This window comes from Rhodococcus sp. NPDC055112, from assembly GCF_053607505.1.
The window spans coordinates 1-15,177 of record NZ_JBSGTR010000046.1 but is presented as its reverse complement, the minus strand read 5'-3'; the positions used below and the strand labels follow the sequence as shown (position 1 = coordinate 15,177).

Annotated in this window: 10 protein-coding genes; 4 read left to right on the top strand and 6 right to left on the bottom strand. The window is 69.9% G+C overall.

What is annotated here, in order from left to right; genetic code table 11:
• Positions 1 to 31: 31 nt before the first annotated feature.
• The gene (locus ACWFRB_RS18925; protein WP_452642736.1) at positions 32 to 1,567 is read left to right on the top strand and encodes a bifunctional 3'-5' exonuclease/DNA polymerase; all 1,536 of its coding nucleotides are present in this window, start codon (positions 32 to 34) and stop codon (positions 1,565 to 1,567) included.
• Here the strand turns inward: ACWFRB_RS18925 and ACWFRB_RS18920 are convergent.
• Both ACWFRB_RS18920 and ACWFRB_RS18915 read right to left on the bottom strand, forming a co-directional pair.
• Complete coding sequence (locus ACWFRB_RS18920; RefSeq protein WP_452642734.1) at positions 1,543 to 2,541, bottom strand: helix-turn-helix domain-containing protein; 999 nt, start codon at positions 2,539 to 2,541, stop codon at positions 1,543 to 1,545. The two genes, ACWFRB_RS18925 and ACWFRB_RS18920, sit on opposite strands and share 25 nt — an antisense overlap.
• An 89-nt stretch (positions 2,542 to 2,630) precedes the next feature.
• Positions 2,631 to 3,419 carry a hypothetical protein gene (locus ACWFRB_RS18915; RefSeq protein ID WP_452642732.1) on the bottom strand — a complete coding sequence of 263 codons (789 nt, stop codon included), beginning with the start codon at positions 3,417 to 3,419 and terminating at the stop codon, positions 2,631 to 2,633.
• A 352-nt stretch (positions 3,420 to 3,771) separates the two neighbouring features.
• On the opposite strand from ACWFRB_RS18915, the gene ACWFRB_RS18910 reads away from it, so the two are divergent.
• Both ACWFRB_RS18910 and ACWFRB_RS18905 read left to right on the top strand, forming a co-directional pair.
• Positions 3,772 to 5,466, top strand: coding sequence for an FUSC family protein (locus tag ACWFRB_RS18910; protein ID WP_452642730.1), 1,695 nt, complete (start codon positions 3,772 to 3,774; stop codon positions 5,464 to 5,466).
• A gap of 82 nt (positions 5,467 to 5,548) precedes the next feature.
• Positions 5,549 to 6,775, top strand: coding sequence for an amidohydrolase (locus tag ACWFRB_RS18905; protein ID WP_452642728.1), 1,227 nt, complete (start codon positions 5,549 to 5,551; stop codon positions 6,773 to 6,775).
• Positions 6,776 to 6,781: 6 nt separating this feature from the next.
• Here ACWFRB_RS18905 and ACWFRB_RS18900 read toward each other — a convergent pair whose 3' ends face one another.
• The 4 genes from ACWFRB_RS18900 to ACWFRB_RS18885 form a co-directional block, all read right to left on the bottom strand.
• Positions 6,782 to 8,119: a DUF1254 domain-containing protein gene (locus ACWFRB_RS18900; protein ID WP_452642726.1), complete on the bottom strand. Its 1,338-nt coding sequence runs from the start codon at positions 8,117 to 8,119 to the stop codon at positions 6,782 to 6,784.
• A 115-nt stretch (positions 8,120 to 8,234) separates the two neighbouring features.
• Positions 8,235 to 9,107, bottom strand: a complete 873-nt coding sequence (locus ACWFRB_RS18895) for an LLM class F420-dependent oxidoreductase (RefSeq protein WP_452642724.1) — start codon at positions 9,105 to 9,107, stop codon at positions 8,235 to 8,237.
• Positions 9,108 to 9,195: 88 nt separating this feature from the next.
• Entirely contained in the window at positions 9,196 to 10,875 is a 1,680-nt protein-coding gene (locus ACWFRB_RS18890) for a SulP family inorganic anion transporter (RefSeq protein WP_452642722.1), read from the bottom strand.
• Between the two features lie 75 nt (positions 10,876 to 10,950).
• Positions 10,951 to 12,654, bottom strand: a complete 1,704-nt coding sequence (locus ACWFRB_RS18885) for a SulP family inorganic anion transporter (protein WP_452642720.1) — start codon at positions 12,652 to 12,654, stop codon at positions 10,951 to 10,953.
• Between the two features lie 141 nt (positions 12,655 to 12,795).
• Between ACWFRB_RS18885 and ACWFRB_RS18880 the strand changes: the two genes are divergently transcribed.
• Positions 12,796 to 15,141: an arylsulfatase gene (locus ACWFRB_RS18880; protein ID WP_452642718.1), complete on the top strand. Its 2,346-nt coding sequence runs from the start codon at positions 12,796 to 12,798 to the stop codon at positions 15,139 to 15,141.
• Positions 15,142 to 15,177 lie beyond the last annotated feature (36 nt).

The following is a 15,177-nucleotide window of genomic DNA, read 5'->3' as shown; positions in this document are numbered from 1 at the left end:
GTTGTCACACCCGCACGGCAGACTGGGCTCCGTGCGAATCGTGTTGGTGCCAGGACCCGAGCACGCGCTGGCGATCCGCACGGACGACCGCGGGCGCGCGCTGGGCGACCCGCTCCCCTTTCCCGACCCGTCCGCGGCCGTGCGGGCCCTCGAACCGGGCGAGCACCCGCGGTGGGTATGGGCCGACACCGCAGCCGTCTATCCCGCCGTGCTGCGCGACGGCCTGCACGTGCAGCGCTGCCACGACCTGGCGCTCACCGGCGCCCTGCTGAGCGTGCGGGCCGGCGGGCCCGCCGTCTCCCCGCAGCCCCCGGCCGACGAACGCCCCGGCCTGTTCGACGCCGCACCGCCCCTCGACCCCGCCGCGGTGGTAGCCGACCACGGCGCGCAGCTCGCGCTGATCGGCGACGATCCGCGGCTGCGCCTGCTGGTCGCCGCCGAGTCCGCAGGCGCTCTCGCCGCCGCCGAGATGAGCCACCACGGGCTCCCTTTCTCCGCCCGCGAGCACCACCGGCTCCTGGAACGCACCCTCGGCCCGCGCACCACCGGCGACGTTGTGCCGCAGCGGATTCGGGAAATCAGCGAGGTGATCAGCGCCGCATTCGGACGGCGGGTCAACCCCGCGTCCCACATCGAACTGGTCGAGGCCTTCGCCCGCGACGGCGTCGAGCTCACCTCCACCCGCGCATATCTGCTGCGCGACGTCGACCACCCGGCGATCGAGCCCCTGCTGCACTACCGCGACCTGGCCAAACTGCACGCCGCCAATGGCTGGACCTGGCTCGACACCTGGGTGCGCGGCGACCGATTCCGTCCCGTCTACGTTCCGGGCGGGGTGGTGTCGGGACGCTGGGCCAGTCGCGGCGGCGGGGCGTTGCAGATCCCGAAAGCTTTGCGCACCAGCGTGATCGCAGACCCCGGGCACACCTTCGTCATTGCCGACGCCGGGCAACTCGAGCCCCGCATCCTGGCGGCCATGTCCGCCGACCCGCTGATGGTCGCCGCGGCCGGCGCGGACGACCTGTATGCGCCGGTTGCCGCCGAGGTGTTCGACGGCGATCGCGGCAAGGCCAAGGTGGCGATCCTCGGGGTCCTCTACGGGGCCACCGCAGGCGAGTCACGCGCGCTGTTGACCCTGCTGCGCAAGCGTTTTCCGGTCGCGGTGCAGTACGTCGAGGATGCCGCGCGGGCGGGGGAACGCGGTGAGGTCGTGCACTCCTGGCTGGGCCGGGCCTGCCCGCCACCGGACGCCGACTGGTGGTCCGGGGGCGACGCACACGCGCGCGGCCGGTTCACCCGCAACTTCGTGGTGCAGGCCACGGCGGCGGAGTGGGCGTTGTGCCTGCTGGCCGAACTCCGGCGACGAATCGCGGACGACGACACCGCCGAACTGGTGTTCTTCCAGCACGACGAGGTGGTCGTGCACTGTCGTGATCCGGAGTCCGCCACCGCGCACGTGCTGGCCGCGACGGAGGCCGCCACCCGGCTGCTGTTCGGCGACACGAGGGTGCGCTTCCCGATGGACGTCGCGGTGCGGGACTGCTACGCCGATCCGCTCGAGACCTGAAGCGGCGCTGCCGGTTCCGCCTGCCGCCTGATCCCCCGCGGCGAGGCCCCGGTGATGTCCCTGACCGCGCGGCTGAACTGGCTCAGGCCGACGAAGCCACTGCGGAGTGCCACCTGGCTGACGGTGAGGTGCGCGGCACCCGGATCGGTCAGCAGGGCGACGCCCCACCGCACCCGGCGTCGACGGATCAGCTCGTAGACCGAGTACTCCTCGTCCTCGAACAGTTTCTGCAGATAGCGGGGGCTGACGTTGATACTCGAGGCGACCTGGGCGATCGTCAGCCTGGGGTCGGTGAAATTGCTCTCGACGAATTCCCTTGCCCGCGCACGATTTCGGATACCGATCTCGTCACGAACCTGGGTATCGCCGGTCGACTGGTGGATCACCGCCAGGCACAGGTCGAGGATGGCACGCTCGATCAGCGCGGCCTCCGCAGAACCGGGGGCGCACACATCGGTCGCCGCGAAATGCTCGATCGCGGCGGCGATCGTGTCGCCGAGCGGCGAGGCGGAGACCGCGGCCCCGACCAGCGTCCTGGTGTCAACGGACCGCGCGGTCAGCACGTCGTGCGGCAGGTAGACGAAGACGTAGTCCCCGCGATGGGAGAGCTCGACCTCGAAGGGCGCGGCGAAGTCGACGAAGGCGATCTGGCCCGCCTCCGCACAGCTGGCGACGCGGTTCTGCCGGATCCGGATCTCCCCCGCCCGCACGCACACCATCGACAGGTACACGCCGTGGTCGTCCGCCAGCCGGTCCGGCGCCCTGATGCCCGAAACCGCCGAGGTCCGAAGCCTGTTCACCCGGATCGAGCCGAAATCCGCCGAGTGCATGACGGCACGGAAACGGTCAGGGTTGATCGCCACCATGTCGGCCGCAGCCGACAGGGTCTCCAGGCCTTCCGGCCCGCTGAGCCGCAGACCTTCGGCGAACTGCTGCGTCAACGACCCGGCCTGCGGTAGAGACTTCCCCTTCATACGCACCCCTGCCCACCCCCGACAAAGGAACCTTCTGTGCGGTGAAGACTACAGCCCGAGCGGACCGTACGGTCTCGTACGAGACCTATTCACCAGGCCGGAGCGGCAGCGACCTCGTCGAGCAGGTGCGCCACCCACTCGGCGCTGACGTCGGTGCCCCCGACGGCGGTCCGGTGGATGATCTCCGCAACGGGCGAGGGCGCCCGCGCGTGCAGCGCCGCGGCACCCGTCCCGGAACGATCCCCGGTCGCGAGGGTGGCGAGCGCCACGCCGAGACCACGCACGTCACAGGAGCGGTCCGCATCCGGGAGCGGACCCGGAAAGGCCAGGAACACATGCCCTTCCATGCTCACGCGGAGCCGATCCGGATCGTCGAGGGCGAGCACGCCGTCCACCTCGTGTGCCCGGCACACCGCGTGCGCCAGGGGCCGGACCGCGGCGGCGGCGTCGACGGCCGACAGCCGGCCCTCCACGACCTCGGACAGCGAGCAGCTCGGCACCCACTCGGTGACGACCGCCCCAGCCGACTCCGCATCGACCATGTCGACGATCCGCGGGACGGCCGAGGCGCGGATGCCGCACATCCACACGGTGCGGGCGAAGACCTCGTCCGTGTCCACCAGCGGGCCCGCGTCGCCGCGGACACCGTCACCGGTGAAGAGGGTCAGCCCGACCTCGCGCCCGGTGACCAGGTCGAGTCCGCGCCAGAACTCCGCCGACGGCACCGCGCCACAGCAGGAGAGCAGGCGGTACCGGCCGACCGCGAAGGTGCTGCCCGGGATCCGTCCCGACGGCGCGACGCACCCGGGGACATGTGGCCTGACGAGACCGGTCGAATTCGCTGCGACGATGGGCAGCCGTTCGGTGTCAGCGCGCATAGACCGGCATTCCGCCCGGCGAATGAGTGACATCCAATGTCATCGGTGCATCCTCACACAGGGCAGAAAGTAAATGACCCCTAAACCCATGGGTTTTCGGACCGCCGAAATGGAGGGTCAATGTCGAGATCGACGGAGTGACTCGAACTCGCAGGTAGGACCCGCCTGCGGACAGCGGCGGCCGAAAACGGCGCCCGCACCCAGGCGCGAATTGTCGAAACCTCGTGCGCGAATCGCACGGTCCCGCGAACCGATTCCGCGACCATTTCCGCTGTCCCGCACGAACGCGGCACCGCCGACCCCCGCGGACGCACGTGGTGGCTCCCGAATCGAGGTGGAGTTGAATTGGACGGTGCCCGATGCCACCCCCGACCCCTCACACCAACCCCCGCTTCCTCCTGCGCCGCGGACCCGGTCGCTGGCGTTCGGCCTCCCACCCGCGGGCAGGCGATGGCCGGGCGGGGTGCGGGCAGCGCTGGCGTTCGGGGTACCCGCGCTCCTCGCCGTCGCGTTCGGCCACCAGGAGCAGGCGCTGATCTTCAGCCTCGGCGCCTTTGCGGTCATCTACGGCGAGGGCAGGCCCTACCGGGCCCGCTGGCGAGTCGTCCTCCTCGCAGGCGCCGCCCTGTTCACGGCCGCGGGCCTCGGCGCACTGATCGGCGGAACCGTCTACCGGACTTGGCCTTTCGACTTGGCACTGCCGGCGCTGATCGAGGTCGCGATGCTCGCCGCGGTCGCGCTCGTCGGGACCTATGTGGTGTCCGCGGCGAGGCTGGGCCCGCCCGGATCGTTCTTCTTCGTGCTGACGTGTGCGGTCGCCACGATCATGTCCAGGTCCGGGATCTCGGTGGCGGTCATCGTCGGCTGCACGGCAATCGGCGTGGTCAGCGCGCTGGTCGTCGCGATGGCGGGGGCGCTCCTGGACCGCCGGACACCCGAGCGCGACGCCGTCGCCGCGGCCGTACGGTCGGTGAACACCTACGTCGAACTGCGCGCGAAGGACGCACCCGCGATCGGCGCGAGACACCAGGCCGCGACCGCGGTGCACGCCGCCTGGGCGGCGGTCTACGACGCGGGTCTGCCCGAGCGCAGGCCCGAGTCGGATCCTGTCCGGTCGCTGCTGTCCGCGCATCTGCGACTGGTGGGGGTCGCGCGCGCCGACGCCGAGGACGGTCCGGATCTCGAACTCGACGCACCTGCCCCGCAGATTCCGTTGGCACGCCCCGACTTCCGGTACCGGCTGCGACGCTCGTTCACCCTCGACTCGCACGCCTGCACCACGGCGTTGCGGGTGCTGCTGGCGAGTCTCGTCGCGGGTTCGCTGAGCGTGGCCGTCGGCCTGGACCGGCCGGATTGGGCGGTGATCGCGGCGGTCCTGGTCCTGCACCAGGGACCCGACCGGATCCGCGGCACCGTGCGGGGACTGCACCGTTTCGCAGGCACCGCAGTGGGTCTGGTTCTGTTCGCTGGGTTGTACGCCCTCGAACCGAGCGGTGCAGCGCTCATCCTGTTGCTGATGTCCCTGCAGTTTCTGATCGAGTTGTTCATCGCCCGCAACTACGGGCTCGCGGTCATCTTCATCACGCCGCTGGCCATGCTCATCGGGGGCGCCTCGCATCCCGACGCGGACATCGGGCCGATGATCCGCGACCGCTTCCTCGAGACCCTGCTCGGCGTCGCTGTGGCGCTGGCTGTCCTGTGGTCGGTGGCGCCCCGGGCGCACCGCCGCGAACTCCGCTGGGCCGAGACCCGCACGATCGACACCGCGCTCACCCTGGTGTCCGGGCTGCGCACCACCGCGCCGACCGCGCCTGCCGTGATGGCGCTGCGGCGGGACGTCCAATTCGAGCTGATCGGTGCGGGTTTGAGCGCAGCCGATGCCGCCCACAACGAGCGGGCCTGGACGCAGCGGCAGTGGCCGCGACACCTCGAGATCTGCACGCTGGGGTACGACCTGCTCGCGCAGTGCTGGGCGACGGATCCGAACGGTCGGCTCGCCGATCCGGACGGCTGGGAGACGCGACTTCGGGACTGTGCGCGTGGGTGAGCAGTGCGATTCACCCGGGAAGCATGAGACGCCGACCGGCGGGGCGGGTTTGACTGGGTGTCCGTCGAGCGGAAGGACCGCCATGGTCGACACCACGGCCCTGACCGAGCTGTACAAGGATCTGCACGCCCACCCCGAACTGTCGTTCCACGAGACGCGGACGGCGGGCATCGTCGCGGACCGGCTGCGCGCGCTGGGTTTCGAGACCAGCACGGGGGTGGGCGGGACCGGCGTCGTCGGGACGCTGCGCCGCGGTGACGGCCCCACCGTGCTGCTCCGCGCCGACATGGATGCGCTGCCGGTCGCGGAGGAGACCGGACTGCCCTATGCCAGCACGGCACGCGGCACTGATCCCGACGGCGAGGACGTGCCGGTGGCGCACGCGTGCGGTCACGACATGCACGTGGTGTGCCTGCTCGGCGCGCTGGAGGAGCTGGCGGACGACCGTTCCGGCTGGCGCGGAACAATTCTGGCGGTGTTCCAGCCCGCCGAGGAGCTCGGCGGCGGCGCGCAGGCCATGGTGGACGACGGTCTGTTCGACAGGTTCGGCACCCCGGACGTGGTGCTCGGCCAGCACGTGGCCCCGTTTCCCGCCGGCATGCTGGCCGTTCGGCCGGGGCCCGCGTTCGCCGCCACGGACGCATTGAGAATCAGGATGTTCGGCAAGGGCGGTCACGGCTCGCGGCCCGAGACCACGATCGATCCGGTGGTGATGGCCGCGTCGACGGTGCTGCGGTTGCAGACCGTGGTGTCCAGGACCGTCGCCGCCACCGACACCGTGGTGCTTACGGTCGGTTCCCTCCGAGCGGGCACCAAGGACAACATCATCCCGGACGAGGCCGTGCTCGAGGTGAACATCCGCACCTACGACAAGGCGGTGCGCACCAGGGTCCTCGACGCGGTCACCCGCATCGTCGATGCCGAGGCCGCCGCGGCGGGTGCGACCCGCACGCCGGAGATCAGTCCGATCGACAGCTTTCCAGTCCTGGTCAACGACCCGGCCGCCGTCGAGCGCACCGCGACCCTGTTCCGGTCCCGGTTCGGGGACGAACGCGTCGTCGACCCCGGGCTCGTCACGGGCAGCGAGGACGTCGGCGTCTTCGCGACGGCGTCCGGGGCCCCGTGCTGCTATTGGCTGTTCGGCGGCGCGGACCCGGAGGCGTTCATGCGGGCCGCGGCGGCCGGGACCACCGAACGGGACATCCCGTCGAATCACTCCGCACGCTTCGCACCGGTCCTCGAGCCGACCCTGTCCGTCGGCATCGAGGCTCTGGCGATGGCGGCTCGGGAGTGGCTGGGACAGAGCTGAATCCGCTCAGCCGACCTTCACGATCGGCGGGATCTCGTAGGTCCCGTCGAACACCTCGGGCCGCGGGCTGTACATCCGCAGCAGCGGCCGGAAGCCCGCGGCCGGGGTCGGCAGCCAGTTCGCCCGCGCGGTCGGGTCCGTCGGTTCGGTGGCGCTGAGGGTGATCGTCAGCGAGCCGTCCTCCGCGTACACCAGCCCTGCGGTGCGGTCGCCGATCGAGTAGCGGTCGATCTCGTTGTCCACCAGGTAGAACTCCGGCAGGTCGTACATGGTGATCGACCAGAACGCGTCCACCGGCGGGCTTTGGGCAAAGGTCAGCGTGTAGCTGCGCTCACCGGTCAGCTCGTCACCGTCGCCGTCGAGGTAGACCGGGGCGTAGGCCGCCTCGTAGCCGTGGTTGCCCCACAGCCCGCCCATCGCGGCGGCCGCGCGCAGTCCGATCGCCCTGGTGCGGTCGGCGATTCGCCACTCCGGCGAGTTGACGGTGCCGACCTCGAAATAGTCGTCGTTGTAGTCGAAGATGTGGAACGGCTGATGCCAACCGTTGACGATGGTGTCGCCTGCGCCGGACTTCAGCGCGGCCACCAGTCCGTCATGTCCCGCCTGCGCGCCGGCGGTGAGCGCTGCGGCCAGGTCCGGGTTCCCGTCCGCGTACGGCGACGGGCCCCAATCCAGCAGGCCGAGCGGCTCGAAGGACGCCTGCAGCGGGAGATCCTGCGCCGCAGGCGGATACGCCTGCAGACACACCCGCAGCTTCTCCCAGAACGCCAGTGCCTCTGGGACATTCGGATCGGGGATGGGCAGCCCGGCGGGCTGGGCCTGGGCCCCGGCCGGCGTCAGCGTGAGCTGCTCCTGCAGCGCGTGGACGCGGGGCAGGTCCGCCTCGCCTGCGCAGGCCCACCGCCCCACGATCGACGCGACCGTGGTCGGGAACGCGATCCGGGTCACGCCGCCCGGCGTCTCCCCCGACCACCCCGGGGGCGTCAGCAAATAGCGTCCCGCGACCGTCCCGGTGGCACGCTTGCCCACGTACGCGAAATTGTTCGTCCACGCGTCCACGAACTGCAGCACGTAGTAGGCGCCGTCCGTGTCAGGGACCTCCAGCAGCAGCGGACCGTCGGTCAGGTCCAGCTGGGCCATCGAGTACACGGTGTCGTTGTTGATGGAGACGAAGGTGTCCTTCGGCCCGGCCAGGGAGCCGGCGTGGCTGAACGTGTTGAACGGCGCGGCAGCGTTGGCCCCGACCCCCGTCGTCACGTAGCGGTGCACCTGGTCCAGGTTGAACACGAGCGGAAATCCGAACACGTAGGCCTTCGCGGCCAGATCCTTCAGCTCGGTACCCATACGACTCTCCCCTTCGCCGACACTTCCTCCAGATCATCACGAGACCCGGACCGGCCACCTCACCCGTCCCGTGTGAGGCTGCCGCCCGTGCGCGGTTCGCGAGTCCCCGGACCCGTCAACCGCGCACGGGCGCGTAGCGCCTGGCGAGGCTTGCCACCCAGTCGGCCGCGTCGCCCGGATCCGCCGGCGGTGCCTCGACGAGCACGAGTTCGCCGACACCCAACTCCTCCAGGGCGGCAACGTCACCGGGGCCGGCGTCCCGCAGCGCGACCGACAGCCGCAGCTCGCTCGGCTCGCGGCCCTCCTCACGACAGAATTCGCGCAGGACGCCGATCCGCTCGGCGACATCGGCGATGCCGGCCAGGTTGAACCCGTACCAGCCGTCTCCCCAGGCCGCCACGCGACGCAGCGCGGCGTCGCTGTTGCCCCCGAGCACCACGGGGATGCGGCGGTTGTGGACCGGCTTCGGGTTGACGCGGACCTCGTCGAAGGCCACGAACTCGCCGTCGAACGACGCGACGTCGTCGGACCACAGCCTCCGCATGGCGGCGACATACTCCGCGGTGCGCTCGCCGCGACGCCCGAACGGGACGCCGAGCGCGGCAAACTCTTCCCGGGACCAGCCGATGCCGACGCCGAGTGTGAGCCGGCCACCGCTGAGCTGATCGAGGGTGGCCGCCTGCTTGGCGACGAGGACCGGATTGTGTTCGGGCAGCAGGAGCACCCCCGTCGCGATGCCGATGGTGCGCGTGGCCGCGGCGGCGAAGCTGAGCCCGATCAGCGGATCCAGCCAGGCCGCGGCGGCAGGCACCGCGATCCGGCCGTCGTCGGCGTAGGGATAGCGCGACGCCGAACGGTCCACCATCACGACGTGCTCGCCCGACCACAGGGTGGCGAACCCGTTGCCCTCCGCGGCTGTCGCGACCGCGTCGATCACCCCGCGGTGGGCACCGGTGCCGATACCCAGTGCATGCAGACCCAGTCGCATACGGCGATCGTCTCACGCAGGACGGCGGCAGCCCCGCTGTTTCCGTCCCCCGGACTGTGCGTGAGTTGCACCCCAACCGGGGTACAACTCACGCACCGGCGCGAAGCGCCTGGATCGCCTCGTCGACGGTCGCGAAGATCCGCCCCGACTCCGCGAAGTGCCGACCGAGCTCCGTCTTGCGGGCGGTCTCGAGATCGCGCTGCGGGACGTCAGTGAAGTAGATGGTGACGCCGCGGGCGGACAACTCCTGCTCGAGGTCCCGGAAATGGTGCATCACCGTGGTGGTGATCTTCCATGCCCGCGAGCAGTCCAGCACGACGGTCTCCGAGCCTGCGGCGTCGATACGTTCCCGGATCACCGTGACGTTGGCCAGCACATTCGCCGTGTACAGGGCCGAATCGATCCGCAGCACCAGCGGATCGGCCGGAGTCGTCGGAGCGTCCTCGTCGCCGCCGACCCACCGTCCGTCCGCTGCTCGGCGCAGTTGCACCACGTGTGGGCGGTCGAGCTCACGCAGCACCAGGTACAGCGTGAACAGCACGCCGACCGCGACCGCGGGCAGCAGGCCCGCCGTCAGCCCGATCAGCGCCGTCGCCAGGGCTATCCAGAACTCCAGCTTGTTGATCCGCCAGAACCGGGCGAACGCCCCGAGGTCGACCAGCCCGAGCGTCGCGACCACCACCATCGCGCCGAGCGTGGCCTGCGGCAGGTCGCTGAGCACCGGGGCGAGGAACAGCGCCACCAGTACCGCCAGCGCCGCGGTCACCAGACCGCTGGCCTGGGTGCGAGCCCCGGCCCGCAACGCAACCGCCGTCTGCGAGAACCCGCCGGCGGGCGGCAGGGTGTGGAAGAACGCGCCCGCCGCCGAGGCGACACCGTTCGCGAGCATCTCCTGGTCGCTGTCGATCTGCGGTTCGCCCGGCCTGCGCACCCCGCGCGCCACCGACACCGTCTCGAGGAAGGCCATCGCGGCGATGGCGAGCGCGCCGGGGATCAGCGCGCCGACGTCGTCGAGGCTGGGGATGCCCGGCAGCGGGATGCCTTGTGGGACCTCCGCGATCAGCTCGACCCCGCGGCCGTCCAGTCCGGCGAAGGCGACCAGCGCGATCCCGACCGCGACGACCACCAGCGGTCCGGGAATCCGTGGCACCAACCGCGCCATCGCGTACAGCGCACCGATGGAGCCGGCCGCGAGGAGCACGGTGGCCCCGTTCGCGTCACCGATCTGTCGCACCGCCGACCACACCACCCGGAAGAAGCCCGTCGCGTCCGGATCGGAGGGCACGCCGAGCAGCTTGGGCAGCTGGCTCGCGGCCACCGTCAACCCGACGCCCACCTTGATGCCGGTGAGCGTCGCCTCGTTGATGTTCTCGACGATCGACCCGAGCTTGAGCACGCGCGCCAGCAGCAGGATCACGCCGACCAGCAGGGTCAGCGTCATGAGCGAGCTCTGCGCGTCGTCCGAGCCTGCCGCGATCCCGGCACCGATCATCGTCGAGGCCGTCAGCAGGGCGATCGTCGACGTGGTGCTGACGCTGACGGCCCGCGCCCCGCCGAGCATCGCGTACACGACCATCGGCACCATGCAGGTGTACAGGCCGATCTGCACCGGCATGTCCGCGATCGTCGCGTAGGCCATCGCCTGCGGGATCACCACCGCCCCGGCGCTGAGTCCCGCCACGACATCGGAACGGAGCCAACGCTTCTGGTATCCGACCAGGGTCGGCACCAGCACCGGGGCCTTCCGCCGCAGATCGAGTCCGGTCATGACTTCTGCTCCATCATCCCGACGTTCACGTCAGGCCCTTGGCCGCGACCCCCTCGAAGTTCGGCGACCGCCACGTCAGATTCCCGAACCCTGATCGGCGAGGGCCTCGGCGACGGTCGGGTACACCCCGAGGCGCCTGCCCTCCGGCGCCGCCCGCTTGAGCGTGTCCCGGAACTGACCGATGTCGCGGGCAACTCGTAGTTCGATACCCTTGCGCCCGAGCGTATCCCGCAACTGCAACAGCATCTCGGTGGCGCTGACGTCCACGAACGGCGACGTCTCGGCGTCCAGCACGACCGTGCGGGTGTCCTCGGTGCACAGCGCCTCGATGCGCTCCTTCACGTGGTCGGCGTTCGCGAAGAACAGGCCGGCCTCCACCCGCACCACCACCACGTCCGGACGGGTGGCGATGTCCGGATGGCGCTCGGCATCGACCCACAGCGACCCCTCCTTCGCGAGCGCCGCGACGTGCGGGCGCGACGAGCGATAGAGCAGCAGCAGCATCGACACCCCGATGCCGATCACCAGGCCCGGGAGGGTGTCGAACAGCAGCACGCCCATCATCGCGGCGACGGCGCCCGCGAAGTCGGCGCGGGCGGCGGGGCCGTAGATGCTGCCGAGCCGCTGCGTCCACACGCCGTAGAGCCGCTTGATCGCGGACACGTCGACAAGCTCGATGACCGCGGCGATGACGACCGCCGCGAGGGTCGCCTCCGGCAGGTTCTCGAACAGCCCGGTGAGGAAGAGCAGTGTGACCACGGTCAGCGCCGCGACGACGAGGCCGCTCACCTGGGTCTTGGCGCCGGCCCCGCCGTTGACGGCGGTCTTCGACAGGCTGCCGTTGACCACCATGCCCGAGGTGAGACCCGAGCCGAGGTTCGCGGCGCCCATCCCCATCAGCTCACGGTTGGCGTCCACCTCGTAGCCCGCCTTGACCGCGTAGGTCTTGGCCGCGCCCAGGCCCTCCGCGAAGCCGATGAGCAGCACGCCGACGGCAGGCCCCAGCAGGTCCACGTACTCGTCGAACCCGACGCCACCCGGCAGCCCGACCGAGGGCAGCCCGGAATCGATGTGCCCGACGATCTCGACGCCCTCGCCGTCCAATCCGAAGGCCGCGACCGCCGCGATGCCGAGCAGCACGGCGAGCAGAGATCCCGGGACCAGCGGCAACCAACGTTTGAGCCCCAGCACCACCGCGAGGCTGAGCAGTCCGACAGTCAGTGTCCGCCAGTCGGTGTCGCCGAGGTTCCGGATGACACCCCAGGCCTGCTCGAAGAAGTTGCCGTCTGACTTCGGCACCCCGAACAGCTTCGGTACCTGGCCGATGATGATGGTCAACGCGAGGCCGACGATGAAGCCCTTGAGCACCGGCTCGGAGATGAAGGACGCGATGAAGCCGAGCCGGATCAGTCCCGCCAGCAACCCCACGATGCCGGTGGCGATGGCCAATACCGCAGACAGCGCCACGTATTTTCCGCCGTCCGCACCCGCGATCGGCGCGATGATGGCCGCCGACAGGGCCGCGGTCGCGGACATCGGACCGACCACCAGGTGCCGCGAACTACCTACCGCGGCATAGAGAATAAGCGAGGGGATGGCGGCGTACAGGCCGACCACCGGCGGCACCCCCGCGATGGTGGCGTAGGCCAACGCCTCCGGCACCAGCACCGCCCACACCGTGAGGCCGGCGATGACGTCGGGCCGGATCCATTTCCTCTGGTAGCCCTGCAGGGAGCCGAAAAGGAGCCACCGCTCGCGCTTGTTCTCCGTCGTGTTCACTCCCGCCGGCCCCTTTCGCCACAGTCTCCCCATGGTGTGGCAATCGATCCGTGGCCGCTTCACCTCAAGCGGGTGAGGCGTGAGAGGCCGGTCGAGGCGACCATCGGTGACACGGACATTCCGACGGAAGTGGAGCGATCAGTGACCAAGGAATTCAAGGGCAGCATCAACCTCGACGTCCGGGACTCGGTGTCCGACTGGGATGCATTCCTCCCCGACAAGACACCGAAGGGCGCACCGAACGTGCTGGTCGTCCTGTACGACGACACCGGGCAGGCGAGCTGGTCGCCGTACGGCGGGCGCATCAACATGCCCACCATGGACCGGCTCGCGCAGAACGGCCTGACCTACTCGCAGTGGCACACCACCGCGCTGTGCTCGCCGACCCGCTCGACCTTCCTCACCGGGCGCAACCACCATCTCAACGGGTTCGCGACGATCTCCGAGTCCTCCACCGGATTCCCCGGCTACAACTCGCACATCCCGCCGTCGAACGCCACCATGGCCAACGTCCTGCGCGACGCCGGGTGGTCGACGTTCTGGGTGGGCAAGAACCACAACGTGCCGATCGACGAGTGGACCGCGGGCGCATCGAAGAAGAATTGGCCGCTCGCGCAGGGCTACGACCGCTTCTACGGCTTCATCGGCGGCGAGACCAACAACTGGTACCCCTCCCTCGCCGAGGACAACCGGTACATCGACCAGCCTTACTCTCCCGAGGAGGGCTACCACCTCTCCAAGGACCTCGCGGACCAGGCGCTGAAGATGATCCGCGACGTCAAGCAGACCGAGCCCGAGAAGCCGTGGTACCTGTGGTTCTGCCCGGGCGCAAACCACGCACCGCACCACGCGCCGCAGGAGTACATCGACAAGTACAAGGGCATGTTCGACGACGGCTACGAGGCCTACCGCGAATGGGTGCTCGGCCGCATGGTCGAGAAGGGAATTCTCCCCGAGGACACCGAGCTCACCCCGCTGAACCCGATGCCCGAGGGCACGTTCTCCCACACCGACGAGGTGCGGCCGTGGGACGAGTTGAACGACGAGGAGAAGCGGATGTTCTCCCGGATGGCCGAGGTGTTCGCCGGCTTCTCCGAGTACACCGACGCCCAGGTCGGCCGGATCGTGGACTACCTCGAGGAGTCAGGGCAGCTCGACAACACGCTGATCGTCTACTGCGCCGACAACGGCGCCTCGGGCGAGGGCAGCCCGAACGGTTCGGTGAACGAGGGCAAGATCTTCGGCGGCTACCCGGACGACGAGGAACAGAACCTCACGATGGTCGACAAGCTCGGCAGCCCCGACACCTACAACCACTACCCCACCGGCTGGGCGGCCGCGTTCTCGGCGCCGTACAAGATGTTCAAGCGCTACACCTACCAGGGCGGCGTCTGCGACCCGCTCGTCATCCACTGGCCGGCGGGGATGAAGGCGCGGGGCGAGGTGCGCCACCAGTACCACCACTCCACCGACATCGTGCCGACGATCCTCGAGGCCTGCGGCGTCGCGTTCCCCGACACCTACAACGGGGTCGAGCAGACCCCGCTGTCGGGCGTCTCGATGAGGTACTCCTTCGACGCGCCGGCCGACGGTCCGACGACAAAGGAGACGCAGTACTACGAGATGCTCGGTCAGCGCGGCGTGTGGCACCGGGGCTGGAAGGCCGTCGCCGTGCACGGCCCGATGGCGGGCATCGGCAACTTCGACAAGGACGAGTGGGAGCTGTACCACACCGACGTCGACCGCGCCGAGGCACACGACCTCGCGGCCGAGCACCCGGACAAGCTCGAGGAACTCAAGGCGCTGTGGATGTCGGAGGCCGAGGCGAACAACGTCCTGCCGCTCAACGACCTCCAGATCATCGGAAGCCCCAAGGACTTCGAGACCTTCATCGGGATGGAGTTCCACCAGCCGGTACCGCCGAGCGGCCAGTATGTGTACTACCCCGGCACCAGCGAGGTGCCGGAGCGTTCCGCCGCGAACGTGCACGGCGTCTCGTACAAGATCCTCGCCGAGGTGGACCTCACGCCCGACTCGCAGGGCGTGATCTTCGCGCACGGTTCGCGGTTCGGTGGCCACTCGCTGTTCGTCAAGGACGGCACGGTCACGTATGCGTACAACTTCCTCGGCATCCCGCCGGAGGACCGCATCTCGGCCCCTGTGCCGACGTCGGGCAAGCACATCATCGGCGTCGAGTTCACCAAGGAGGGCATGGGCCCGAACCGGGAGGGCATCGGACCGCTGAAGCTCTACATCGACGACAAGCTGGTCGGCGAGCAGAAGATCCGGACCGTGCTCGGGCACTTCTCGCTCTGCGGCGAGGGGCTGTGCATCGGGTACGACAGCGCCGACCCGGTGTCGAGCGCCTACCCGGAGCCGCGCTTCGAGTTCCGGGGTGGCGAGATCGCGAAGGTGGTCTTCGACATCGCCGACGACGCGTACGTCGACGTCGAAGCTCACCTCGCCGCCGCGATGTCACGCGACTGACCCGGCCGACGGCGGTGGCTCCGGATCTCCGGAGCC

Excerpts from the sequence above, each read along its gene's own strand:
- ACWFRB_RS18920 (WP_452642734.1), bottom strand. The coding sequence starts at position 2,541 with ATGAAGGGGAAGTCTCTACCGCAGGCCGGGTCGTTGACGCAGCAGTTC.
- ACWFRB_RS18900 (WP_452642726.1), bottom strand. The coding sequence starts at position 8,119 with ATGGGTACCGAGCTGAAGGATCTGGCCGCGAAGGCCTACGTGTTCGGA.
- ACWFRB_RS18905 (WP_452642728.1), top strand. The coding sequence starts at position 5,549 with ATGGTCGACACCACGGCCCTGACCGAGCTGTACAAGGATCTGCACGCC.
- ACWFRB_RS18915 (WP_452642732.1), bottom strand. The coding sequence starts at position 3,419 with ATGCGCGCTGACACCGAACGGCTGCCCATCGTCGCAGCGAATTCGACC.
- ACWFRB_RS18890 (WP_452642722.1), bottom strand. The coding sequence starts at position 10,875 with ATGACCGGACTCGATCTGCGGCGGAAGGCCCCGGTGCTGGTGCCGACC.
- ACWFRB_RS18895 (WP_452642724.1), bottom strand. The coding sequence starts at position 9,107 with ATGCGACTGGGTCTGCATGCACTGGGTATCGGCACCGGTGCCCACCGC.